Origin of the sequence: Streptomyces sp. NPDC060232 (assembly GCF_042726555.1) — a bacterium.
Classification (GTDB): Bacteria; Actinomycetota; Actinomycetes; order Streptomycetales; family Streptomycetaceae; genus Streptomyces.
Genome location: NZ_JBHXAG010000034.1, coordinates 36,745 through 60,064 on the forward strand (window position 1 = coordinate 36,745; position 23,320 = coordinate 60,064).

Genomic DNA, 23,320 nt, shown 5'->3' on the forward strand with positions numbered 1-23,320 from the left:
GTCCCGCGGTGCTGCATGGCGGTGCCACCGCGGGACGGAGGAAAGAAAGAGGGCCGGCTCCCCCTGGGTGGGGGGAGCCGGCCCGCTTTCGTGTCCGTACGCCGTGCCTAGCCGAAGGCCAGGTTCACGATCCAGAAGCTGACCGCGGCGACCAGCGCCGCGGCCGGCATCGTGATGAACCAGCCCAGGATGATGTTCTTGGCGACGCCCCAGCGCACCGCGTTCACGCGCTTCGTCGCACCCACGCCCATGATCGCCGAGGTGATCACGTGCGTGGTGGAGATCGGCGCGTGGAAGAGGTAGGCCGAGCCGAACATGATCGAGGCGCCGGTGGTCTCCGCCGCGAAGCCCTGCGGCGGGTCCAGCTCGATGATCTTGCGGCCGAGCGTACGCATGATGCGCCAGCCGCCCGCGTACGTACCCAGCGACAGCATCACGGCACACGCGACCTTGACCCACACCGGGATCGGCGCGTCAGAGGTCTGCACGTCGGCGATGACCAGGGCCATCACGACGATGCCCATCGTCTTCTGCGCGTCCTGCAGACCGTGGCCGAGCGCCATCGCGGCCGCCGACACCGTCTGCGCGATACGGAAGCCGTGCTTCGCCTTGTGCGGGTTGGACCGGCGGAACATCCACAGGATGACCACCATCACCAGGTAACCGGCGACCAGGCCGACCACGGGCGAGACGAACATCGGGATGACGACCTTGTCGAGCACGCCCGACCAGATGACCTCCGTACCGCCGGCCAGGGCCGCACCCACCATGCCGCCGAAGAGGGCGTGCGAGGAGGACGAGGGCAGGCCGAAGTACCAGGTGATCAGGTTCCACACGATCGCGCCGACCAGCGCCGCGAAGAGGATCCACATGCCCGTGGAACCGTGCGGCGTCTCGATCAGACCCTGGCTGACCGTCTTGGCCACCCCGCTGCCCAGGAAGGCGCCGGCGAGGTTCATCACCGCGGCCATCGCGAGGGCGGCGCGCGGGGTCAGCGCACGCGTCGAGACCGAGGTCGCGATCGCGTTCGCCGAGTCGTGGAAACCGTTCGTATACGTGAAACCGAGCGCGACACCGATGGTCACGACCAGAGCGAAGGTGTCCACGAGGTTCAGGACTCCTTGACCGCGATGGTCTCCACCGTGTTCGCGACGTGCTCGAACGCGTCGGCTGCCTCTTCGAGCACGTCGACGATCTGCTTGAGCTTCAGCACCTCGATGGCGTCGTACTTGCCGTTGAAGAGGTGCGCGAGCAGCTTGCGGTGGATCTGGTCCGCCTGGTTCTCCAGCCGGTTGACCTCGATCCAGTACTCGGTGAGGTTGTCCATCGTCCGCAGGTGCGGCATCGCCTCGGCGGTCAGCTCCGCCGCCCGCGCCAGCACCTCGATCTGCTGCTCGACGCCCTTGGGAAGCTCCTCCACGTTGTAGAGGACGACGAGGTCGACGGCCTCCTCCATGAAGTCCATGATGTCGTCGAGGGACGACGCCAGGGAGTAGATGTCCTCGCGGTCGAACGGCGTGATGAAGGAGGAGTTCAGCTGGTGGAAGATCGCGTGTGTCGCGTCGTCCCCCGCGTGCTCCGCCGCCCGCATCCGTTCCGCGATCTCGGCCCGGGCGGAGGTGTCCGCTCCGAGCAGTTCCATCAGGAGCTTGGAGCCCGTGACGATGTTGTCCGCGGATGCGGCGAACATGTCGTAGAAGCTCGTCTCCCTGGGGGTCAGACGAAATCGCACGTGAGGTCCTCGGGGTGCATCGGATTTGGTCAGGCTGATGCTAGGCGCATCCCCCTGCCACGGCTAACCGGCCGTTCCTCAGTGTCCTCCATCAGGCAGAGTGAGGACCACGGGCCCCTGCCCGTCGGGCGCGAGCCCGGTATCCTATACCCATGAGGGGTATGCACCCCCTCGTTCTCGTTCGACCACGGGAGGACGTATGACGACCATCGAGGCGGAGGGCACCGGAGCCGGAACCGGCACGGCGGCCACCCCCGGCACCTCCCACGACGGCGGGGCCGTCCACGGCTACCACCACCAGAAGGACGAGCACCTCAAGCGGCTGCGCCGGATCGAGGGCCAGATCCGCGGCCTCCAGCGGCTCGTCGACGAGGACGTCTACTGCATCGACATACTCACGCAGGTCTCGGCCAGCACGAAGGCACTGCAGTCCTTCGCGCTCCAGCTGCTGGAGGAGCACCTGCGCCACTGCGTCGCCGCAGCGGCGGTCAAGGGCGGAGCCGAGATCGACGCCAAGGTCGAGGAGGCCACGAAGGCCATCGCGCGGCTCCTGCGCACCTGAGCCGCCCGGACCCCCGCCCGTCGGCAGCGGGCGGGAGCCACCGGCGCGGGCCGGAGCCGCCGGCCAGGGCGGGAGCTACCGGCCCAGCAGGACTTCGTCGATGCGGTCCAGGCTCAGCCTGTCCTCGGCGGCCGCGGACGCCGCGATGATCAGCTCACCGCACAGTTCGATCTCGGCGAGCGCCACGTGGTCCTGCACCGTCGTACCGCCTGCGGGAGTCACGCGTGTCACCTCGATCTGCCACCGGCCACCGGCCGTCGTCGGTCATGCCGCACCCCTGGGGTCATGCCGCACCCCTTGCCGGCGCCCGGCTTCTCAGCGTAGGGAGGGCGCCCCTCCCCCCGCATGACACGGATGGACCATTTCCGGATACCCGGCCATGGCCCGATCGCGCCGCTCCCGGCCCGCCCGCCCCGCTAGTCGGCGATCTTTCCGGCGTAGATGTCCCCGCTCGAGGGCAATACGACGGTCACCGGCACCCCGAATCCGTACAGGAGCGTGGTCGACGACACATCGATCACGCCATGGTTGACGTAGGTGAAGCGGTGCCTGACCTTCCGCAGCCGCCCCTCCTCGTCGAGGTAGGCGTCGAAGGGCACCGTGTGCTTGCTGAACCCTTTCGCTGCGGCCTGCAGCGCCCCGCGCATCTCCGCCGACGCGCTCCCGGCGGCCCGCCCGATGTCGGTGGTCCCCCGGTAGTGCCGCACCTTGGTGCCCGCCACCTCGGTCTCCCCCACGTACGTCACCCCCTGCGCGACCCGCAGCAGCTCGGCCGCGATCAGCGGGTCGGTGGCCCCGCCGGTGACCAGGTTCCCGTCGGCGAGGGTGGTCGTGTCGAGACGCACCCACTTGTCGGCGGGGACGCCCGCGCCGCGGTTCTTCATGTAGAGCGCGCCGGGCACGAGGAGTTCGGTGATGGACCGGTGCCCGTCCTCGCCCTTCACATCGGCCGGGAGCAGTACCAGGAGCTGCCCCATCCGCTTCTTGAAGTCGACGCCGCCCTCGCCGCGGATGGTGACCCGGGTCCCGCCGGTGGCCATCTCCATGGCCGTACGGGCTCGGGCGCTGCCCGTGCGCGCCAGGACGTCGGCGGCGCCGCGGACCGCCGCCGACGCCTCCGCCGGAGACCGGTCGTCGCTTCCGCCGCCGCCGGCGCACCCGCCCGTCGCCGTGACGGCCAGGGTGACTCCGGCGGCGAGCACCACCTCGGCCGCGCGTCCGCGCAGCAGCCTGTTCCGGTGAACCACCATCGCCTGCCAACCCCCAACGCGTGACCGCTGATTGCCCAGGTCCCCACCCGCTCCGGTTAACGAGCCCCCGGGTTTCGCGTCACGGGGCACACCTTGCCCGACCCCCGAGTGCCCCGGGTACCGTGGAGAAGTGGAACCGCACATCGACGCGACCCCGGTCCCTGCGCTGGACTCCGTGCCGCCCCCGCGGCCCCGGTCGCAGCCGCCGACCGCCCACACCACATCCACCGCCGACCGCGGATCGTTCTGCCTGGCCGTCTGCTCCTGCGGCTGGAAGGGCCCGGCCCGCCGCTCCCGCGACCTGGCCCGCAAGGACGCCGCGGGCCACGAGGCCGCGGAGACCGCCCAGTAATTTCCGGTCACAGCGCCAGGGAGGCGTCTCGCCCGTTCGGACGGCCCGACTGGCCGGGGGCCGCCGCAACGGATGCCCTTGACTCATGCCAGGTTCCGCAGCCCGCCTCGCCGCCCTCCTGTGGGCCCTGCTCATCGCGTTCGCCCCGGCGGCCGCGGCCGCCGCGGCCTGGGCCGGACCCGCGGGCTCCGCGGACGGCCCGGCCGACGTGGCGCTGGCCATCGGGCTCACCTCCGCCGCGGCCGCGGCCACCGTCCTGTGGCTGCGCTCCCGCCACCGCCGCGAGGGCGGCACCGACGCGGGTGACCGGTGACGCCCCGGCCCCGCCCGCGGGCGGTCCTGGTGTGCTTCGGGGTGGCCGCGCTGTGCCTGCTGACGGCCGTGCTGCTCGCCGTATGGGACTCCTACGGGACGCGCTGAACCGCGGCGGGGGTCAGGGGTGTCAGGCGGCGAGGTCGCTGTCCCGCGTGCGCCGGCCCCCCGGCGGGGTCTGGGGCTGCGCGAGGCCGACCGGCAGGGGCCGCACCCGCTCCCCGGCCCGTACGAGCCGGCCGAGGCGCGGGGAGGCGGCCACCGCCCGGACGACCGGGCTGAGCAGCGCCAGCGCGAGCGGCGCGAGGACGAGGACGACGGCAGTACCGAGCGCGAGGCCCCCGATCACGTCCGTCGGGTAGTGGACCCCCATGTAGACGCGGCAGAGGCCTTCGAGGAGGGCCAGTCCGATCCCGGCGAGGCCGAGCTTGCGGTGGGCGACGAACAGCCCTACGCCCAGGGCCATCGCGACGGTGGTGTGGCCGCTGACGAAGGAGTACTCGGTGTTCCCGAGTCCCACGCCCCAGCCGGGGTCGAGGACCTGCAGCCCCTCGTGCTGGCGGAACGGCCGCTGCCGCCCGACGAATGCACGCAGCGGCACGTTCACGAGCAGGGCCAGGCCGGCGGCGAGGGGGGCCCACACGAGCGCGGTGACGGTCTCGGCGGCGGCGGTCTCGTCCTGTCGGCGGGCGCCGCGCCAGCACCACAGGACCAGCAGCACCAGGGCCAGCAGGATGCCGTACTCGCCGGCCAGGCTCACGGCCGTGTCCAGCCAGGACGGGGCCCGCCGGGCCGCTCCGTTGACCTCGTACAGCAGGCTGACATCCACGTTCGGCCCACCTGTTGTGAGTCCAGCCATGGTGACGCGGCCCCTTGCTCTTGCCGTGGTTCCCCTGCGGGCGCACCCGGGTGTGCGCCCCTTCGACACCCTCTTGATCAACCCCGCGTTCATGGAACGCCCGTTCTCACGACCGGGTTCCACTCTCCACCGAATGATCACGGCAACGTTATCGAAGAGTGACTGGCCGTCGCAGCTCAGGGCCTTTGCCTCACGGAGAGTTGCCAGGACGGCCGGCGGCCGACCGCACCGGAAGGGCTTCCGCCCCGTCCTTCGTCACGCGGGTCGCACCGAAGTAGTCGGGCGTGTCGATCTTGTCGAAGCGGATGACCGCCCCGGTATATGGGGCGTTGATCATGTATCCGCCGCCCACGTAGAGCCCGACGTGCCGGATCTCCCGGGAGTTCGTCAGATCATCGGAGAAGAACACCAGGTCTCCGGGCAGGAGTTCGTCACGCGCGGGGTGCGGACCGGCGTTGTACTGGTCGTTGGCCACGCGCGGCAGCTCGATCCCGACCGTCTCGTACGCCGCCTTGGTCAGCCCCGAGCAGTCGAACCGCCCGCCGTGGTCGGGCGTACCGTTGCCGCCCCACAGGTACGGCGTGCCCAGCTGCTTCTGCGCGAAGTAGATGGCTCCGGCGGCCTGTTGCGAGGGCGCCACCCGGCCCACGGGCCGCGCGAAGCTCTTCGCCAGCGTCGTGATCGCCTTCACGTACCCCTGGGTCTCCTTGTACGGCGGCACTCCCCCGTACTTGATGACCGCGTAGGCGCCGGCGTTGTAGGCGGCCAGCATGTTCGACGTCGCGTCACCGGGCACGCTCCGCACGTCCTTGGCGAGCTGGCAGTCGTACGAAGCGGCCGAGGGGATCGCGTCGTTCGGGTCCCAGATGTCCCGGTCCCCGTCCCCGTCCCCGTCGATGCCGTGGCCGGCCCAGGTGCCCGGGATGAACTGCGCGATGCCCCGCGCGTCCGCCGGACTGACGGCGCTGGGATTCCAGCCGCTCTCGGAGTACAGCTGCGCGGCGAGCAGGGGAGGGCTGATGGCCGGGCAGAGGTTGCCCCACTTCTCCACCAGCGCCTGGTACTTCGCGGGCACGGCCCCCTTGGTCAGGCCCACGGCACGGCCGCCGGCACCCGCTCCCACGAGCCCCGCCGCCGCCGAGTACGTCCCCACGACGAGGAGCACCACGAAGGTCAGACACAGCCCGATCCCGATCCCGCCGGCCATCCAGAATCTGCGCACCCGTCAACCCTCCCCCATCACGGTCACTTCACCGTGTGATTCGGCCGTGTCGCATGTCCTACTACCCCACTTGGAAGCCGGTGCAGGCGATGCTCGCGTACTTCGCAGGGTCATCCTCGACGTGGTAGAAGACGACCGTCCAGTCCCCGCGGTCGGCGGACAGGGGCACGGCGGGCCAGGTCCTGCCCCCGCCGTGCATCGAGAAGTCGTCCGGATACGTCAGCTCCACGTCCCCGCCCGACTGCCAGTGGGTGTAGATGTCGACGGGCTTGCTGGTGTATCCGACGGCCCGGTTGTCCGTGGGGAAGGGCTTGCCGGTGCCCGGTTCGATGTCGTGCGGGGACTTCACGGCCACGGACACGTGGTACGGGGCCGGCCTGGTCTTCTCCATCTCCGCGTACTTGATCCGCATCTTGATGCTCGCGGTATCGCCCGGCACCCCGTTCCGGCTCGTCGTCGACACCGACGACTGGAACCCGGCCCCCGGGGACTTCTCCTCCGCCGGCTGGTTGCACTGGCCGATGCCCTGGGCCGCCTGCACCGGATCGGGGGCACCCGTCCACAGGTAGCGCGAGACCCTGTTGCCCTCGATGTACTCGGCGGGGGGCTTGCCGCCGCCCTGCGGGGCGGCCGGAGCGGGCGTGGCGGGTGCGCCCGTGCGCCCCTGCGCGGAGGCCCCGCCCCCGCCGGGCCCTCCGGCTCCCCCGTCCCCGGCCGGAGGCATCAGCTTCCAGGCCGCCAGGGCGAGGGCCGCCACCACCGCCACCCCGGCCGAGGCCCACAGACCGCGCCGCCGCCCGCCCCGCCCGGCGCGCGTGGGCACGTACGGCACCCCGGGCCCCTCGGTCGGCATCGCGTGCACCCCGGCCACCGCCTCCACCGGTAGGGGTATGGGTACGAGTGCGGGCACATGGGCGGGCGCGGGTACAGGCTCCGCGAGCGCCCCCAGCCCCGCGTACACCGGATCGTCCACCAGCGCGTCCCGCACCCCGCAGCGGCGGACCACCTCCGCCGGATCCGGGCGCTGTGCCGGGTCCTTCGCCACGCACGCCCCGATCAGCGCCGCCAGGCCCGGCTCCACCCCGGCCAGGTCGACCGGCTCGTGCACCGCCCGGTAGCTCACCGTCGCCGGGTCGCCCGTACCGAACGGCGCACGCCCGGTCGCCGCGTACGCCATCGTCGCGCCCAGCGCGAAGACGTCCGCCGGCCCGCCGTCCCCCGTCCCGGTGCCGACGAGCACCTCCGGCGCGGTGAACCCGGGCGTGCCCGGGGCCTGGCCGTCCTGCGTGAGCGCGGTGGCCCCGACCCCCTTCGCGATGCCGAAGTCGATCAGTTGTGGGCCCTGTCCGCCCAGGATGACGTTGTGCGGCTTCAGGTCCCGGTGCGTCACCCCGTACGCGTGGACGCTCGCCAGCCCCTCGGCCAGGGCCGCGAACAGCCGCAGGCAGGTGTCCGCCGGCAGGGCCCCGCGGGCCGCGACAGCCCGGCCCAGCGTGGGTCCGGCCACGTACTCCGTGGCCAGCCAGTACGGCGGGGCGGCGAGCGAGGCGTCGATCAGGTTCGCGGTGTAGGCCGACCTGACCGCCCGCACCGTCTCGGCCTCCCGCCGGAACCGCGCCAGCGCCTCCGGATGCCCCGTGATCTCGTCCCGGATCACCTTGACCGCCACCAGCCGCCCGCCGGGCGAACGCCCGAGGTACACCTGCCCCATGCCCCCGGCCCCCAGGCGGGCCAGCAGCACGTGCTCCCCGATCCGGGCGGGATCGGTCCCCTTCAGTGCCTCCATGCGCACGAGGCTGCCATACCGACTCCCCTGCCCAACACCGGGGTTGGCGCCCGACGCCGCTTCAGCGCGGTGCGACGTACAGGCTCTGCGCGCTCCGCCCGATCGGGCCCTTCTCGTCGTGGAGCTGTGCGTCCGCCAGCCCGATGCCCGCCGCGTCCACGCTCGTACGGGCCTGCACGCACACCCACTCGCCCACCGGGTGGCGGTGCAGGTGGACGGTCAGGTCGCTGTTGATGAAGACATAGGCCCCGAAGTCCATCACCGCGCTGATCCCGTTGCCCGAGTCGGCGGCGATCAGCGCCCGGTCCAGCGGCCTGGTCTCCTCCCCGGCGATCAGCGGCACCTTCATCCGCATCCAGCAGGTGCCGGGGCCCGGCTCGACGAAGGCGCCCTCGGTGAACCGGGTCTCCATGGCCGAGTGGTAGCCGGTCTCCCACGGCACCGGGAAGAACGGTGTCACCTCCACCTCCCCCGGCGTCGGCAGCTGCGGCCCGCTCACCACGGCCGGTACGGACTCCTCGGCGACCCGGATCCGCAGGGCCCGCGCCAGCATCACGGGCGCGGCGCCCACCGGGCCGAGCGCCGCCTCGACCACCTCGGTGCTGCGCCCGGAACGCAGCACGCTCGTGGTGACCTCCAGCTCGCCGATCGGCACCGGGCGCAGGATCTCGTACGTGATCCGGGCGATCCGCATGCCCGCGCGCGCATCCGGCCGCTCCTCGACGGCCCGCCCCAGCAGCGCGGCCGGCGGACCGGCGTGCTGCGAGCCCGCGTCCCACGGCCCGCGCGTGTACTCGGTGGCCCGGAAGCGCCCGGGACCGACCCGCTCGAAGAACCCCTCGCACCCCTCGGCAGTACCCATACCCGCCACGCTACCGACTGGTAACCACGTCCACCAGCCCTCCGCGAAGGGTCAGCGGGCGAACCCCAGCCCCACCCCCAGCCCCACCAGCACCGACCCGATGGCCCGGTTCAGCGCCTTCTGCGCCTTCAGCATCCGCTCACGCAGACTGGAGACGGAGAAGAACACCGCCACCGCACCGAACCACCCCAGGTGCGCCGCCGACATGAACAGCCCGTAGCCGGCCTGCTGCCACAGCGGCGTCCCCGGATCGACCACCTGCGTAAAGGTCGACACCACGAACAACGTCGTCTTCGGGTTGAGCACATTGGTCAAGAACCCCGACCGCATCGCCCCCAGCCGGGTCAGCTGCGACTTCGGCTCCAGGTCCACCGTCACCTCCGCCCGCGCCCGGAAGGTCCGTATCCCGATCCACACCAGGTACGCCGCACCCGCCAGCTTGATCACGGTGAACAGCGCGGTGGAGGAGGCGATCAGCAGACCGACCCCCAGCATCGTGTACGAGACGTGGACCAGCACCCCCGCCGCGACCCCCGCGGTGGCGAACAGCCCCGTGGGCCGGCCGTAGAGATAGCTGTTGCGCACCACCATGGCGAAGTCCGCACCAGGACTGATCACGGCGAGCAGGGTGATGACGGCGACTGCGATCACTTCTGTCATACGCCGATGCTCGCCGCCCCCCTCCCTCTCGATCAACCCCCGTCCTCCAGCACACACGTGACGCATGGACCTGCGACAGCCCCTCACCCTGCGCCCCTTCCACCCCGCGGTCGACGCCCCCGCGCCGCGCCGCTGGATCCCGGGACCCACCGACCTCATGACCTGGGCCCGCCCGGACCTCCGTCGGCCGCCGGACGACGCCCAACCCGCCGCGTACGCCGCGGAGCCCGGCCGCCGGATGCTCATCACCGCGGCCGACCGGCGACAATGAAGGCGTGTCCCACAGCCTGCCGCTCCTGCAAGCCGACTGCGCGAACTGCTTCGCGCTCTGCTGCGTCGCCCTGCCGTTCGCCAAGTCCACCGACTTCGCCGTGGACAAGCCCGCCGGAACCCCCTGCGAGAACCTCCGCAAGGACTTCCGCTGCGGCATCCACACCCGGCTGCGCGACCAGGGCTTCCAGGGCTGCACCGTCTTCGACTGCTTCGGCGCGGGCCAGCAGGTCTCCCAGGTCACCTTCGGCGGCCGCGACTGGCGCACCCACCCCGAGACCCGCGCGGAGATGTTCGACGTCTTCCCGGTGATGCGACAACTGCACGAGCTGCTCTTCTACGTGGACCAGGCGCTGGCCCTCCCCGACGCCGCCCCCGTCCACCCCGAGCTGCGCCGCGTGCTCGCCGAGACGGAGCGGTGGACGCGCGCCGACGCCGGCGCCCTCGCGGACCTGGACGTCACGGACCTGCGGGGCCGGATCAACACGCTGCTCCTGAAGACCAGCGAGCTGGCCCGCGCCAAGGTCCCGGGCCGCAGGAAGAACCACCGCGGCGCCGACCTGATGGGCGCCCGTCTCGCCGGGGCGAACCTGCGCGGGGCGAACCTCCGCGGCGCCTACCTGATCGCCGCCGACCTCTCCCGCGCCGACCTCCGCACGGCCGACCTGATCGGCGCGGACCTCCGCGACGCGAACCTGCGCGGCGCGGACCTCCGCGGAGCGGTCTTCCTCACCCAGCCCCAACTGAACGCGGCCCACGGCGACCCCGGCACCCGGATCCCCCCGACCCTGACCCGCCCCGCCCACTGGACCTGACGGCTACCGCCTCCCCGCCGCCCCGCCCGGCCCCGCGGGCGTGCGAGGCACGGGGTCCGGGGGTGCGGGGGTCCGGGGGTGCGGGGGTGCGGGCGGGGGGTGGCAGGGCCCCCGCAAGGGCACCGCACCCGCGTGCGTACGCGGCGCGAGCCCCGGATCCGCCCCTCCCGCGGCAGGCGCCGGTCAACCGGCCGAAGGCGGAATCTCCTTCATCCGGTCGACGACACTCCGCGACATCACGGCGTTGGTGAACACCACCGTGCCCTCCTTGATCAGCCCGTCCTCGCCGGAACTGCCACGCACCTGGACGACCCGCTCGCCGAGGAACACCAGCGTCTCCCGATCGAAGATCCACTCCTCCCGCCGGCCGGTCTCCTCGTCGAGCCGGGCGACCGCGATCCCGTGCCGGCCCGCGGCATCGACGGCGTCGTCCACCGTCACCACGCCGGGAATCTTCGCCGCGGTCCTGTAGAGCGCGGCCGTCAGCTCCGCCGGCGCATACGTGCCGCGCAACAGGTCGCCGATCGTGGTGAAGGCCTGCTGGTCGGGGCTGCGGCCCATCCCACGGGTCTCCTCGTAGATCCTCTTCAGCAGCACGTCGGGGTCGGTGGGCAGCCCGGCGAGATAGTCATGGCTGGGAGCGTTGAGGCTCGGCTGCACGGCCTTGCCCTCCTCCTCGGGCCGATCCAGGGTCACCCCTCCCGGGCCGGTGGCGCCGGGCTCGATCAGCCAGCCCTTGCGGCCGTCCGGTGAGTTCCACGTGTGGCGCATGTGCAGTTCCTGGCTCACCAGGCTGCTCTTGTCGTCGACGATCTTCACGTAGGTGTCGGCCGTCTTGCTCCCGATGTAGATGAACTGGTCCGGGCGGACCTGCACGCCGGGGCCTGCGGAGGCGGCCGCCAGGGAGATGCGGTCCAGGAGCTGCGCCGTGCCCCTAGCGTCGGCGGTGCCGATCCGGGTGGTCATCGCCGGACCCGTGGCGATCGTGGAGCCCGTTCCGTCCGCCGCGCCCCGGTCCACGTAGGTGAGGAAGCCGGCGGCGAGCGCCCCGGCCAGGGCGAAGGCCCCGACGGGGATCAGGATCGCCTGGCGCAGGAAGGGGTTGCGCGGCCTGGCCGCACGGGCGGGGGCGGGGCCGGCGTCGCCTTGGCCGGCTCGCAGGTCTTCGTGGATCTGGGCCATCAGTCGCTCCTTGTGGAACTGGTGGCGGCCCGCGGGAAGTTCCCGTTCGGCGAACGGCAGGGGGAGGGTGTTCTCCTCCCGGCCGGCCGGGCGGCGCCGGAAAAGGTCGGCGTTCATCAGATTCCCTCCTGTGCGGACCGGACCGCCTTCGCGCGGTCCTCATATGTCTGTCGGGACCGGGCCGCCAGTTCCCGCCTGTTCTTCTTCATTTCCGCGTCGGCGAGCCTGCGCAGCTTCGTACGGGCCCGCGACAGCCTGGAACGCACGGTGCCTACCGGAATGCCGAGGACCCGGGCTGCCTCGGCGTACTCCAGGCCCTCGCACAGGCACAGCAGGAGCACTTCGCGCTCGGGCCGGCGCAGCGCACTCAACTGCGCCAGCGTGGCCGCGATCTGCAGCCGGTCGTCCAGCCGCCCGGCCACCTCGTCGGCATGGTCGGGGACGGCACCGACACCCGCGGCCGCCGCGGCGGCCGCGGCGGCGGCCCGGAAGCGGCGGTTGCCGCGGCAGTGGTTGCGGGCGATGTTGGTGGTGATCCCCAGGAGCCAGGGCCGCAGGGAGCCGCCTTCGGGATCGACCGTGCCGCGCAGCCGCCACGCCTCCAGGAAGGCCGCCGACATGACGTCCTCCGCGACGCCCCAGTCCCCGGTCATCCGGAAGGCATGGTTGTAGAGGGTGCGGGAGTAGCTGTCGAACAGCTCCGCATAGGCGTCCGGATCACCGGACCGCACCCGAGTTCGCATGTCTGTGGTCACTCCTGTCGGCTGTCCGGCAGCCCCGGCGGAGTTCCCGTGACCCGCGTCACACCCGCCGGGCGGCCCAGGGGCACTCTACGAACCACTCACCGCCGGACCGCCCCCAGGGGGTGGCGCCCCGGAGGCCAGGACCGGACCCGACACCTGCGACCGGACCGCCGACCGGGCAGGGCCGGACGTCCGCGCACGGCGGCCCGGCGGCGATCAGGCGCGGGCCCCCCGCCCCACCCGCGCCAGAAAGCCCCGCACGGCGGCGAAGTACCCCTCCGGATCCCCGACCCGCACGGCGTGCCCCGCCGGCAGCTCCACCAGCCGCACCCCGGGCCTGCGCACCGTCATCTCCCTCGCGTGCTCCGCCGACAGCACCCCGCTCCGGTCCCCCCGCACCAGCAGCGTCGGCGTCCGCACCCGCAGCCAGTCCGCCCAGTGGTCACCGTTGAGCCCCTGCTGGGACTCGACCATGTCCTCCACCTCGAACGCGGCCCCCCACCCGTCCGGGTACTCCCGTACCGCCCCCTCCAGATACGGCGCGGAGCTCCCCAGCCCCGCCAGGAACCCGGCCCGGGTCGTGGCCCGCCGCGGCCAGGCCCGCGCGAACGACAGGTCGCCGTCGACCACCGCCCCGATGTCCTCGACCACCACCGCCCGCACGAGGTCCGGCCGCCGCGCGGCCAGCTGGTAGGCGTTGACCCCGCCCAGCGAATGCCCCAGTACCACCGCGGGCCCCAGCCCCACGTGCTCCAGCAGGGCGGCCGCGTCCGCGACGTACCCCTTGCGCGTGTACTCCCCCGCCCGGTCGGAATCCCCCTGCCCGCGCTGGTCCAGGGCGATCACCCGCCACGCCGGGCCCACCTCGCGGGCCAGCCTCTCGAAGTCCGCCCCCGCCCCGAAATGCCCGTGCAGCGCCAGCAGCGGCGCCCCCGGCCCGCCGAAGTCCGTGTAGGCGAGACGCCGCCCGTCCCGCGCCACCATCACCCCCGGCAGCGGCCCCAGCTTGTCGGTCACCCGCTGCCGCAGCAGCTGGTACTCCTCCCACCGCCGCTTCAGCCGCCCGCCCGGCCGCTTCACCACCCGTCCGGGCGTGACCGTCTCACCCCGCCGGAACTGCTCCCGCGTCAGATCGACCCGGATGCCCCCGGGGAGCAGGTTCCACCAGTGGTAGCCCTCCTGCCGCCCCTCGTGGAACACCTCGCCCAGCACCAGGTCCCCGCCCACGAGGTCCTGCACGACCAGGGCGGTGATGTCACATTGCCCCCAGGCCGGATTCTCCGGAGTCCAGGGCACCCGGCTGATGTCGGCCGGCTCGCAGGTCTCGACGGACCATCCCGCCCGAATGGCCGCCTCAAGATCCGCAAGAGTCCAGGTAGTCGTCATCCCCTCAGCGTGCCGCACCCCACTGACAACGCGGCGGGCCGCGGCCTCGGGTCGGCGTCAGCGTGCGCGAGGACTCGAAGACTCGAAGACCACCCGGCGGTGGTGAGCACCGCCCCGCGGACCCGGCGGGCGACCTCGACGGCCACCCTGAGGAGGTGGAGCTCACCCGCGATCCGGCCTACGGATGGAATACTGACGGAATGTCGGACTTATGTCAGCGAGCCGGCCCAACGACACGCGACCCCGCTGCTCCGAACGGCGGCCCCTCGCCCCGCCCCCCGTACGCCGAGAGGACAATCATTGCCCGGCGTCACCCCCCGTGATACACAGAGTGACCGCACGTTCTTGCGGATGGACGGCAGCCCGGCCCAGGTCAGAGCGCGGAAGCCGGGCGCGGGCCGCGAGATCGGGTAAAGAGAGCCGACAAGTCGACGACGGCGGCGGTTTCATCAGCGAAGATAGTGCGTGACCCCTGCCGTCGGGCAGCGGGCCTCCGGAACTACCCTTACAGGGGCGGTGAGTTACATGATCCTGGCAGCCGAAAAGGGCGACATCACCACCATCATCGGCGGAATCGCCCCGAATTGGGGGCCGTTCGGCAGTCTCGGCAACGAAGCGAAGGTCATGATCGAGGTGGTCATGGCCGTGGCGATCCTCCTCTGCCTCGGCATCGCCATCTGGGGCGCGGCCAAACAGCGCATCGGCGCCACCGCCCTGCGCGACACGTTCAGCGCGGAACAGGGCAAGGGCCTGATCGTGGCCGGCCTCACGGGCGTCTTCATCATCGGCTCCCTCGGCACGCTCTTCACGATCGTCTACGGAATGGCCGTCTAGCCCGACCGACCACCGGTGGCCCCGACCTGATGAGAGGTCACCACACCGCATCCACGCGGGAACCAGCGCTACCGTCGTACGACGCGGAGGGGGCGGAAACGGAAATGAGCAACGACGACCAGTACGGCGGCGCCGGCTACGGCGAGGTCGGCGGCACGGGCCAGACCCGCACCCGCCTCCCGGACGCCCCCGCCGACCCGTACGGCCCCGCCCGCCGCACCTCCCGCACCCCCCGCAGCCTGGTCACCGTGGTCGGCGTGGTGGTCCTCCTGATCGCCGCCATCGCGTTCGCGAACCAGGCCCCGGACACCCCCGACCCCAAACCCTCGGACGACACCCCGTCCGCCACCTCCACCTCACCCACCGGCACCGACCCCGTCACCGGCAAGCAGGCCGGCATCCCGAAGGGCTTCGCCCACGACGAACAGGGCGCCCAATCGGCCGCCGCGAACTACGCGGTGGCCCTCGGCTCCGACGGCATGTTCAAGAAGGCCACCCGGCACGCCCTCGTCGACGGCATCTACGCACCCGACGTCGCGTCCAGAATGAAGGCCCCGCAGGACGCGGCCTACTCGACGGCCTTCCTCGCCCAGCTCGGCCTCGACGCGAACGGGAATGCCCCCCAGGGCAGCACCTTCGTCACCCGCACCGTCCCGATCGGCACCCGCGTCGAGAGCTACACGCCGACCGCCGCGAAGGTCTCCGTCTGGTACACCGGCCTCATCGGCATGTCCGGCGCCAAGTCCACCGACCCGGTCCGGACCCTCTGGAAGACCTGGACCTTCGAGCTGAGTTGGATCGGCGAGGACTGGAAAGTCGTCGACGACACCCAACAGGACGGGCCCGCCCCGGTTCCCGGCGATGTCCCCGTGTCGACGTCCGACGACATGAGCAAGGCCATCAAGGAATTCGGAGGATTCACCTATGCCCGCTAGCCTCCGGCTCCCCGCCCGGCTGGGCGTGATCGCCTCCGCCCATGCCGCCCTCGTCGCCCTGGCCACCCGCGCCTACGCCGCCCCGGACCCGACACCGACCCCCACACCGCAGACCTCCAACGACCCCTGCGCCCTCCTCGACGGCCCCTCCAAGCAGTACTGCCAGAGCGGCACGGGCACGTCCGGGGGGACCCCCCGGACCGGACTGGCCCCCAGCGACGGCTCAGCCGACGCCCTCAACCCCCTCGCCTCCCTCGCCAAGGGCTGCGCCGACGCCGCAGCCTGGATCGTCACCAAGCTCAGCGAAGCGGTCAAGGGCAACGCCAACGTCGACTTCACCAACGCCACCTTCCTCAAGCAGTACGCCGTCGTCTTCGCCGCGTCCACCATCCTCACGCTCGTCCTGTGGCTCTTCGCCGTCGCCAAGCGAGCCGTCCGCGGCGTCCCCCTCACCACCGCCATCTCCGAAGCCATCGGCTTCCTCTGGCTCACCGTCCTGGCCTCCGCCTTCACCCCCCTGATCCTCTACACCGTCGTCTCCGCCACCGACGGCGTCACCGAGGTCATCGCCTCCGCCACCGGCGGCCAGACCGACGTCTTCTTCGGCTCCTTCTCCGAAGCCCTCAAGAAGGGCGACGACATCGGCGGCGGCCCGATCATGCTCATCGTCGTCGCCCTCGTCACCGTCCTCGCCGCCGGCATCCTCTTCCTCGAACTCTTCATCCGGGCCGCCCTCCTCTACGTCGGCGCCCTCCTCGGCGTCGTCGTCTACTCCGGGCTCGTCGACCGCAACCTCTGGGGCCACGTCCGCCGCTGGGCCGGCATCATGATCGCCGTCATCCTCGTGAAGCCGGTCATCGTCATCGTCCTCGGCCTCGCCGGAGCCCTCACCGGCGAACAAGGCCCGGGCGCCTTCTCCGCCGTCGTCACCGGCCTCTCCATCATCCTCCTCGCGATCTTCGCCTCCGCCATGATCTACCGCTTCGTCCCCGGCTTCGGCGACGAGATCGCCTCCGCCCGCGCGGGCCGCAGCAAGGCCACCGACGGAGCCCAGGCCGCCGCCGTCATCAGCTCCCCGGCCTCCCTCGTCTCCCAGGGCATCAAGACCCACAGCAGCCGCGGCGCCCACCGCGGAGGCGACGGCGGCGGCAGCACGCCCCGCCCCGCCAACCCCCTCTCCGGAGGCGTGGCCGCCCACAGCAGCCGCCCCACCTCCGGCGGCGGGGCCGGCGGCGGATCTGTCCCCTCCGCCGCACCCCCGCCCCGCACGAGCTCGAGCACGAGGAACACAGGAGGTGACGGGCGTTGACGACCCAGTCCCACCAGCTGCACCCGGTCGCGCCCCGCCGCACGTATCTCATCGGCCGCGCCCGGCCGAACGCGATCGTCGGCAAGAACCGCGAGACCGGCGAGATCGCCCTCATCATCACCGGGGCGTTCTTCGGCATGATGAGCGGACTACTCGTCCCCGGCCTCACCCTGCGCATCGTCAGTCTCGTCGGCTTCCCGCTCCTCGCGCTCGCCGCCGTGTACGTCCCGTACAAGGGCCGCACCTTCTACCGCTGGTTCGAGATCAGCCGCAGCTACAAGCGCACCCTCCGCCGCGGCACCACCTACCGCTCCGGCGCCATGGAAGCCGGCGTCCGCGCCGCTGACGGCCGCGAGGTCGAGGTCGGCCCGCCCCCCGGCATCGGCCGCATCAACTGGCTCGCCGCCCCCTTCGGCCCCGACGAGATCGCCGTACTCCTCCACGCCGACCGCCGCACCGTCACCGCCGCCATCGAGATCGAGGGCCCCGGCGTAGGCCTGCGCGACAGCGAGGACCAGGAGGCCCTCGTCGACCGCTTCGGCACCCTCCTCAAGCACGTCGCCAACGGCGACGGCTTCGTCACCCGCCTCCAGATGCTCGCCCGCACCCTCCCCGCCGACCCCGACGCCCACGCCAAGGACGTCGCCCAACGCGGAGACACCCAAGCCCCCGTCTGGCTGCGCGACTCCTACGACCAGCTCCAGTCGATGGTGTCCACCTCCTCCGAACAGCACCGCGCGTACCTCGTCGCCTGCATGCACTACACCCGCGACCTGGCCGCCGAAGCCGTCACCATCGCCCGCGCGACCACCCCCCACAAGGGCCGCAAACTCGACCGCGACTCCGGCCTCGCCATCGTCATGGCCCGCGAGCTCACCGACATCTGCGCCCGCCTCGCCGAAGCCGACATCCGTGTCCGCCAGCCCCTCGGCCAGGGCCGCCTCGCCTCCCTCGTGCACTCCATGTACGACCCGGACCACCCCATCGACCACATCCAGGCCATGACCAAACGCAACGCCTGGCCCGCCGAACTCGACGCGGTGGAACCCACCTTCCTCCAGGCCAAGACCCGCGAGTCCTCCACCCGCGCCCCCTGGTGCCACGCCACCGCCTGGGTCAAGGAATGGCCCATGACCCCCGTCGGCGTGAACTTCCTCGCCCCGCTCCTCGTCCACACCCCCGACGTCATCCGCACCGTCGCCGTCACCATGGACCTGGAGCCCACCGAGGTCGCCATCGAGCGCATGCTCACCGAGAAGACCAACGACGAGGCCGACGCCTCCCGCGCCGCCAAGATGAACCGCACCGTCGACCCCCGCGACATCGCCGCCCACGGCCGGCTCGACCAGAGGGGTGAAGATCTCGCCAGCGGCGCTGCCGGAGTCAACCTGGTCGGGTACATCACGGTGTCCTCACGTTCACCGGAGGCCCTCGCCCGCGACAAGCGGACCATCCGCGCCTCGGCCGGCAAGTCCTACCTGAAGCTGGAATGGTGCGACCGCGAGCACCACCGCGCCTTCGTCAACACCCTGCCGTTCGCCACCGGCATCCGACGCTAGCTGAAGGGAAAACCCGCCCATGCGAGATCCCATGACAGCGCTGACGGACGCCTTCACCAGCTTCCTCTTCGGCAAAGTCGAAACCACGCGCCTGCCCGTACGCACCTCCACCGGGCAGGCGCAAGCCGTCTACCTCCCCACCGCCGCCCCCGGCCTCGGCGACTCCGGCGTCATCATCGGCCGCGAGGTCTACAGCGGCAAGGGCTACATCTACGACCCCTTCCAGCTGTACGGACAGCAGCTCCCCGCCCCCCACTGGCTGGTCCTCGGCGAATCCGGCAACGGCAAGTCCGCCCTGGAGAAGACCTACGTCCTGCGCCAGCTCCGCTTCAAAGACCGCCAGGTCGTCGTCCTCGACGCCCAGGGCGAAGACGGCGTCGGCGAATGGAACCTCATCGCCCAGCAGCTGGGGATAACCCCCATCCGCCTGGACCCCATCGCCGCCAACGACTCCGGGATCCGCCTCAACCCCCTCGACCCGGCCATCACCGCGACCGGGCAGCTCGCCCTGCTCCGGACCATCATCGAAGTCGCCATGGGCCACGGCCTCGACGAACGCGCCGGCTTCGCCCTCAAGGTCGCCCACGCCCACGTCGTCGACACCATCCACGACCGCCAGCCCGTCCTCACCGACATCGTGGAACAGCTGCGCCACCCCGAAGCCGAATCCGCGCTCGCCATGAACGTCGACATAGACGATGTCCGGGCCTGGGGCCTCGACGTCGCGCTCGTCATCGACCGCCTCGTCGACGGCGACCTGCGCGGCATGTTCGACGGCCCCACGACCGTCGGCATCGACCTCGACGCCCCCCTGATCGTCTTCGACCTCTCCCACATCGACCGCAACTCCATCGCCATGCCCATCCTCATGGCGATCGTCGGCGTCTGGCTGGAGCACACCTGGATCCGGCCCGACCGCAAGAAGCGCATCTTCCTCGTCGAAGAGGCCTGGCACATCATCAACAGCCCCTTCGTCGCGCAGCTGTTCCAGCGCCTCCTGAAGTTCGGCCGCCGCCTCGGCCTGTCCTTCGTCGCCGTCGTCCACCACCTCTCCGACGTCGTCGACGGCGCCGCCGCACGCGAAGCCGCGGCCATCCTCAAAATGGCCTCCACGCGCACCATCTACGCCCAGAAGGCCGACGAGGCCCGCGCCACGGGCCGCGTACTCGGCCTGCCCCGCTGGGCCGTCGAGATCATCCCGACCCTCACCCCCGGCATCGCCGTCTGGGACGTCAACGGCAACGTCCAGGTCGTCAAACACCTGATCACCGAAGCCGAACGCCCCCTGGTCTTCACCGACCGCGCCATGACCGAGTCCTCCGCCCCGCCCCGCCTTCCCGCCGACCTCCTCGCCGCCGAACTGGAAGCGGAGGAACGCGCCCTGTCCATCGAACGCAGCCGCGGCAGCGGCAGCCCCGGATCCGCGACCACGGTGGCCTGACCATGCACGACGCACGACGTACGGATCCCTCCGCGCGCGGCGGTGGCATCCCGGACGGCCTGCTGGTCGCCCTGCTGGCCTTCCTCCTCGGCCTGGCCGTCCTCGTCTGGACGGCCACCGGCCTGGCCGCGCTCTTCGCCCGGGGCACCTGGCCCGACACCGTCACCTTCACCCGCACCCCGGGGGCCGTCCGCGCCCTGATAGCGCAGCCCCACGACATCCCGGGAGCCTGGCCGAACACCGACCCGGCGGCCCTCTCCGGCTGGGGCCTCTTCTGGGGCCTGTTCGTCAGCCAGCTGCTGATCCTCTTCGTTCTGACGGTCTTCGCGATCGGCGTGGTGGCCCGCACCAAGTCCCGCCGCGCCCTGGCGAAGCAGGCGCCACAGGTCCCTGCCCCGGCCCCGGCACCGGGGCCCGCTTCCCTACCAGCGCCCACCCAGCCTGCGGCGGCGCCGGCCCCGGCGGCGGTCCCCGCGGCGGCCCCCGCCGATCCAGCCCCGCCGGCGTTTGAGGCGCGAGGGTCCGGGGGCAGCGCCCCCGGCACCCACGCCAGCCCGAACGACGAGGCATACCGCTACGGGTTCGGCTATGCCCCCCGGCCGGCAGCCACCACCGTCACCGCCGCCCCCGCCCCCGCCCCCGCCCCGCACGGGATCACGTACGCCGGCCCGGACGACCGTCTGCGCGCCGCTGCCCACCGCATCGGCGAGACCGAGGGGGCCACCCTGGTCGTGACGTCCTCCCCCACCCTCTGGGCCGACACCAAGGACGCCCGCGCCAAACTCGGCCCGGTACTCCTCTACGACCCCTCCCACCTGTGCGACACCCCGGCCCGCATGCACTGGAACCCCGCCGAAGACTGCGCCGACCGCGACACCGCAGCCGCCCGCGCGGTCGCCCTGCTGGCCCCCGTACGCCCGCAGGCCCGGATGGACGAGGCCGTGTCCGACACCGCGGAAACGCTCCTGCGCAGCTGGCTCCAGGCCGCCGCCCTCGACAACCGCCCGTTCAAGCAGCTCCACCGCTGGACCCAGGGCAACAGCGCCCAGGACCCGGTACGCATCCTGCGCACCCACCCCCAGGCCGCCGCGGGCGCGGCCGGCGAACTGGAGAGCGCCCTCACCGCGCACCCCGAACGCCGCGAGCTCGCCCTGAACCTGACGGCCCGTGCCCTCTCCTGCCTGACCTCGATCCACATCCGCGAGGCCTGCAACCCGAACCGAACAGATGCCCTCACCTTGGCTTCGTTCGTCGCCGAAGGGGGAACCCTCTACTTGGTGGGTGAAGCTCTGGAGGATCCCCGCACCCACCCGGGTGCGATGCCGTTGCTGACCGCACTCGCCTCTCACGTGGTCGAGCACGGCCGCCGCATGGCCGCACGGTCATCCCACGGTCGGCTCGACCCACCACTGTCCCTGGTCCTGGACGACGTGGCGGCCGTGGCCCCGATCCCCCAGCTCCCGGAGCTGCTGACCGGGGGCACGCTTCCCCTCCTGGCCCTGTGCCGCAGCCGCGAACAGGCCCGCTCCCGCTGGCCCGGAGCCGATCTCTAGTGCCGCGCCGGGCAACGTTTGCCCGTCAGGAGCGGCGTCCGGTGCGTGCTCTCGGCGTGCCGGCCGGGAGCGCTCGTACGGGACGTACGTGGCTTTCGGCCGGTGCGGCGAGAGCGCGTGCCGGGCGTCGAGGCGGGGCGAACGTCGCCTGACGCGGCACTAGGGGGTGTCGGGCCGCCGGAGTTCGTATTCCAGCTCCGTGGCGGCCGGGTTTCCCGGTACGGGGACGACGGTACCGGTCGGCTCGAAGCCGTACTTCCGGTAGAAGGCGCCGGCCCGCCCGTTGTCCTCGTGCACGAAGAGCCGTACGCGTTCCAGGACCGGCTCCTCCAGCCCCCAGGCCCACTCCAGCGCGGCCGCGAACAGGGCTTCGGTCAACCCCGTCCCGCGCTGCTCGGCCCGTACGAACACCCCGACCAGGTGCCCCTGCGTCCGCTCGACGGTCTGGTCGAAGAAGTCGATGGTCCCGCCCTCCTCGACGAGTACGGACACCGTGCCGACCCAGCGCCCGTCGGCGGCCTCCGCGACGAACTGCCGGGCGGCCCGCCCGTGCGACGCACCGTCGGCCCGCCCCCGCCAGAACTCGTCGGGGTGTCCCTCTGCCTGCTCCACCGTCTCAAGGAAGGCGACCGGAGCCGCAGGGTCCTTGAGCCCGGCGATCCGCAGCTCCTTGACCTTCTCCCACTCGTCGGCGCGCACCGGACGTATCACGTGCTGGACTTCGTTCATGAGCGGTGATCCTAACCATCCATCAGCGAGACTTCATCCATGAATCCGCACGTCAGAGCCATCGCTCACGTCACCGCGCGCTCTTTCGGCCAGCCCCTGGACCCGACCGTCGCGGTCACTTTGAACTTTCATCCCGACCGCTGGTGCGGCGGCCGCCCGATCCTCGCCGCCCTGGCCGAGGACGGCGTGTACCGCTCCCAGTTCGTCACGGGCACGGGCAACGGCGGTCTCACCGCCCATCCGGGAGGCGCCCGCTGGCTGTGGGAGAGCCGCATATTCGGCGGAGCCTACGACGACGCCCCACCAGAATCCCGCCCCGTGTACGGCGCCCTGAACTTCCGCAACAACCCGGCCGGCGCCGCACCCCGCTTCGGATCGGCCCATCTCCGCCTCACGCCGGCGGCCCTGCCGCGGACCACGTTCTGCTATCCGGACAGCTACCTCGAACCGGAATCGTTCGGCGTCGCGGACCGCATGTCCCTGATCGCCCTGGCCGAAACCGACGACCAGGACGCCCTCGACGACTACATCGAGGCCCAGGTCCACACCCCGGTCTTGCTGGAACGCGATGTGGCCGCCCTCGTACTGGACCCCAGCTACCGGGACACCCCGGTCGAGGCCGCGGCCACCCGGCTGCCCTGCCCACTCGAATGGCACCCGGGCTTCCGACTCACGGTCGACGAACTCCGCCACCACCCCGAGTACCGCGGCCCGGAGTACGTCGAACTCGGCTCGGAAATCGCCGTCGAGGGCCGGCTGACTCCGCACATCCTGGGCGAGGCGGCCCGCACGGGCCGGTACGACGAACAGGCCCTCAAGCGGGTCTGGCACTACCTGGCCCGCTTCGGAATGCAACAACAGCACCCGTAAACGTCCGGAACGCAGAAAAGCCCCGCACCGGACCCTGAACGGGCTGGTGCGGGGCTTTCCCACAATGATTGTTCGGCGGCGTCCTACTCTCCCACAG

General features: G+C 71.9%; 25 protein-coding genes. 12 read left to right on the forward strand and 13 right to left on the reverse strand.

Translation table 11 applies throughout. The features are described 5' to 3' along the window. Positions 1-107 precede the first annotated feature (107 nt). Complete coding sequence (locus ACFWFZ_RS31930; RefSeq protein WP_387127069.1) at positions 108-1,106, reverse strand: anion permease; 999 nt, start codon at positions 1,104-1,106, stop codon at positions 108-110. A gap of 5 nt (positions 1,107-1,111) precedes the next feature. Next, positions 1,112-1,732 (reverse strand): DUF47 domain-containing protein, encoded by a 621-nt coding sequence (locus ACFWFZ_RS31935; RefSeq protein WP_031154207.1) that lies wholly within the window; start codon positions 1,730-1,732, stop codon positions 1,112-1,114. Positions 1,733-1,931: 199 nt separating this feature from the next. Between ACFWFZ_RS31935 and ACFWFZ_RS31940 the strand changes: the two genes are divergently transcribed. Then, the gene (locus tag ACFWFZ_RS31940; protein ID WP_387127071.1) at positions 1,932-2,294 is read left to right on the forward strand and encodes a metal-sensitive transcriptional regulator; all 363 of its coding nucleotides are present in this window, start codon (positions 1,932-1,934) and stop codon (positions 2,292-2,294) included. 75 nt (positions 2,295-2,369) lie between these two features. Here the strand turns inward: ACFWFZ_RS31940 and ACFWFZ_RS31945 are convergent, their stop codons facing one another. Both ACFWFZ_RS31945 and ACFWFZ_RS31950 read right to left on the reverse strand, forming a co-directional pair. After that, positions 2,370-2,516 (reverse strand): hypothetical protein, encoded by a 147-nt coding sequence (locus ACFWFZ_RS31945; protein ID WP_167350610.1) that lies wholly within the window; start codon positions 2,514-2,516, stop codon positions 2,370-2,372. Between the two features lie 194 nt (positions 2,517-2,710). Further along, a complete protein-coding gene (locus ACFWFZ_RS31950) occupies positions 2,711-3,544 on the reverse strand; it encodes a hypothetical protein (RefSeq protein WP_387127073.1) in 834 nt (277 codons plus the stop codon). Positions 3,545-3,674: 130 nt separating this feature from the next. Between ACFWFZ_RS31950 and ACFWFZ_RS31955 the strand changes: the two genes are divergently transcribed. Together ACFWFZ_RS31955 and ACFWFZ_RS31960 are read left to right on the forward strand one after the other, a co-directional pair. Then, the gene (locus tag ACFWFZ_RS31955) at positions 3,675-3,896 is read left to right on the forward strand and encodes a hypothetical protein (protein WP_387127075.1); all 222 of its coding nucleotides are present in this window, start codon (positions 3,675-3,677) and stop codon (positions 3,894-3,896) included. Between the two features lie 85 nt (positions 3,897-3,981). Then, positions 3,982-4,209, forward strand: coding sequence for a hypothetical protein (locus ACFWFZ_RS31960; protein WP_387127077.1), 228 nt, complete (start codon positions 3,982-3,984; stop codon positions 4,207-4,209). A 129-nt stretch (positions 4,210-4,338) separates the two neighbouring features. On the opposite strand, the gene ACFWFZ_RS31965 is transcribed toward ACFWFZ_RS31960, so the two are convergent. The 5 genes from ACFWFZ_RS31965 to ACFWFZ_RS31985 form a co-directional block, all read right to left on the reverse strand. After that, the gene (locus ACFWFZ_RS31965; RefSeq protein ID WP_387127079.1) at positions 4,339-5,067 is read right to left on the reverse strand and encodes a phosphatase PAP2 family protein; all 729 of its coding nucleotides are present in this window, start codon (positions 5,065-5,067) and stop codon (positions 4,339-4,341) included. A gap of 190 nt (positions 5,068-5,257) precedes the next feature. Beyond that, positions 5,258-6,274, reverse strand: coding sequence for an NlpC/P60 family protein (locus ACFWFZ_RS31970; protein WP_387127117.1), 1,017 nt, complete (start codon positions 6,272-6,274; stop codon positions 5,258-5,260). Between the two features lie 76 nt (positions 6,275-6,350). Beyond that, positions 6,351-8,075, reverse strand: coding sequence for a serine/threonine-protein kinase (locus ACFWFZ_RS31975; protein ID WP_387127081.1), 1,725 nt, complete (start codon positions 8,073-8,075; stop codon positions 6,351-6,353). 61 nt (positions 8,076-8,136) lie between these two features. Further along, positions 8,137-8,937: a thioesterase family protein gene (locus ACFWFZ_RS31980; RefSeq protein ID WP_387127083.1), complete on the reverse strand. Its 801-nt coding sequence runs from the start codon at positions 8,935-8,937 to the stop codon at positions 8,137-8,139. 51 nt (positions 8,938-8,988) lie between these two features. Next, positions 8,989-9,597: a LysE family translocator gene (locus tag ACFWFZ_RS31985; RefSeq protein WP_387127085.1), complete on the reverse strand. Its 609-nt coding sequence runs from the start codon at positions 9,595-9,597 to the stop codon at positions 8,989-8,991. Positions 9,598-9,661: 64 nt separating this feature from the next. Here ACFWFZ_RS31985 and ACFWFZ_RS31990 point away from each other — a divergent pair, with 64 nt between their 5' ends. Together ACFWFZ_RS31990 and ACFWFZ_RS31995 are read left to right on the forward strand one after the other, a co-directional pair. After that, positions 9,662-9,868 (forward strand): hypothetical protein, encoded by a 207-nt coding sequence (locus ACFWFZ_RS31990; protein WP_387127087.1) that lies wholly within the window; start codon positions 9,662-9,664, stop codon positions 9,866-9,868. 4 nt (positions 9,869-9,872) lie between these two features. Continuing rightward, positions 9,873-10,682 carry a pentapeptide repeat-containing protein gene (locus ACFWFZ_RS31995; RefSeq protein WP_387127089.1) on the forward strand — a complete coding sequence of 270 codons (810 nt, stop codon included), beginning with the start codon at positions 9,873-9,875 and terminating at the stop codon, positions 10,680-10,682. A gap of 183 nt (positions 10,683-10,865) precedes the next feature. On the opposite strand, the gene ACFWFZ_RS32000 is transcribed toward ACFWFZ_RS31995, so the two are convergent. The 3 genes from ACFWFZ_RS32000 to ACFWFZ_RS32010 all read right to left on the reverse strand — a co-directional run bounded on the left by ACFWFZ_RS32000 (position 10,866) and on the right by ACFWFZ_RS32010 (position 13,993). Further along, a complete protein-coding gene (locus ACFWFZ_RS32000) occupies positions 10,866-11,981 on the reverse strand; it encodes a CU044_5270 family protein (RefSeq protein WP_387127091.1) in 1,116 nt (371 codons plus the stop codon). Further along, positions 11,981-12,607, reverse strand: coding sequence for an RNA polymerase sigma factor (locus tag ACFWFZ_RS32005; RefSeq protein WP_387127093.1), 627 nt, complete (start codon positions 12,605-12,607; stop codon positions 11,981-11,983). Before ACFWFZ_RS32005 ends, ACFWFZ_RS32000 begins: the two co-directional genes overlap by 1 nt. A gap of 216 nt (positions 12,608-12,823) precedes the next feature. Beyond that, positions 12,824-13,993 (reverse strand): alpha/beta fold hydrolase, encoded by a 1,170-nt coding sequence (locus ACFWFZ_RS32010; RefSeq protein WP_387127095.1) that lies wholly within the window; start codon positions 13,991-13,993, stop codon positions 12,824-12,826. Between the two features lie 525 nt (positions 13,994-14,518). Here ACFWFZ_RS32010 and ACFWFZ_RS32015 point away from each other — a divergent pair. From ACFWFZ_RS32015 to ACFWFZ_RS32040, 6 genes are all read left to right on the forward strand, one after another. Then, positions 14,519-14,827 (forward strand): hypothetical protein, encoded by a 309-nt coding sequence (locus ACFWFZ_RS32015; protein WP_008742356.1) that lies wholly within the window; start codon positions 14,519-14,521, stop codon positions 14,825-14,827. Positions 14,828-14,931: 104 nt separating this feature from the next. Continuing rightward, entirely contained in the window at positions 14,932-15,762 is an 831-nt protein-coding gene (locus tag ACFWFZ_RS32020; protein ID WP_387127098.1) for a hypothetical protein, read from the forward strand. Further along, positions 15,752-17,071 (forward strand): hypothetical protein, encoded by a 1,320-nt coding sequence (locus ACFWFZ_RS32025; protein WP_387127100.1) that lies wholly within the window; start codon positions 15,752-15,754, stop codon positions 17,069-17,071. The genes ACFWFZ_RS32020 and ACFWFZ_RS32025 overlap by 11 nt, the downstream gene beginning before the upstream one ends. Next, a complete protein-coding gene (locus tag ACFWFZ_RS32030; RefSeq protein WP_387127102.1) occupies positions 17,068-18,630 on the forward strand; it encodes an SCO6880 family protein in 1,563 nt (520 codons plus the stop codon). Before ACFWFZ_RS32025 ends, ACFWFZ_RS32030 begins: the two co-directional genes overlap by 4 nt. 19 nt (positions 18,631-18,649) lie before the next feature. Continuing rightward, positions 18,650-20,071 carry an ATP-binding protein gene (locus ACFWFZ_RS32035; protein ID WP_387127104.1) on the forward strand — a complete coding sequence of 474 codons (1,422 nt, stop codon included), beginning with the start codon at positions 18,650-18,652 and terminating at the stop codon, positions 20,069-20,071. Positions 20,072-20,073: 2 nt separating this feature from the next. Next, positions 20,074-21,624 carry a type VI secretion protein gene (locus ACFWFZ_RS32040; RefSeq protein ID WP_387127107.1) on the forward strand — a complete coding sequence of 517 codons (1,551 nt, stop codon included), beginning with the start codon at positions 20,074-20,076 and terminating at the stop codon, positions 21,622-21,624. A 159-nt stretch (positions 21,625-21,783) separates the two neighbouring features. On the opposite strand, the gene ACFWFZ_RS32045 is transcribed toward ACFWFZ_RS32040, so the two are convergent. Continuing rightward, positions 21,784-22,353: a GNAT family N-acetyltransferase gene (locus ACFWFZ_RS32045; RefSeq protein WP_387127110.1), complete on the reverse strand. Its 570-nt coding sequence runs from the start codon at positions 22,351-22,353 to the stop codon at positions 21,784-21,786. A 39-nt stretch (positions 22,354-22,392) separates the two neighbouring features. Between ACFWFZ_RS32045 and ACFWFZ_RS32050 the strand changes: the two genes are divergently transcribed. After that, positions 22,393-23,223, forward strand: coding sequence for a DUF3626 domain-containing protein (locus ACFWFZ_RS32050; protein ID WP_387127112.1), 831 nt, complete (start codon positions 22,393-22,395; stop codon positions 23,221-23,223). Positions 23,224-23,320 lie beyond the last annotated feature (97 nt).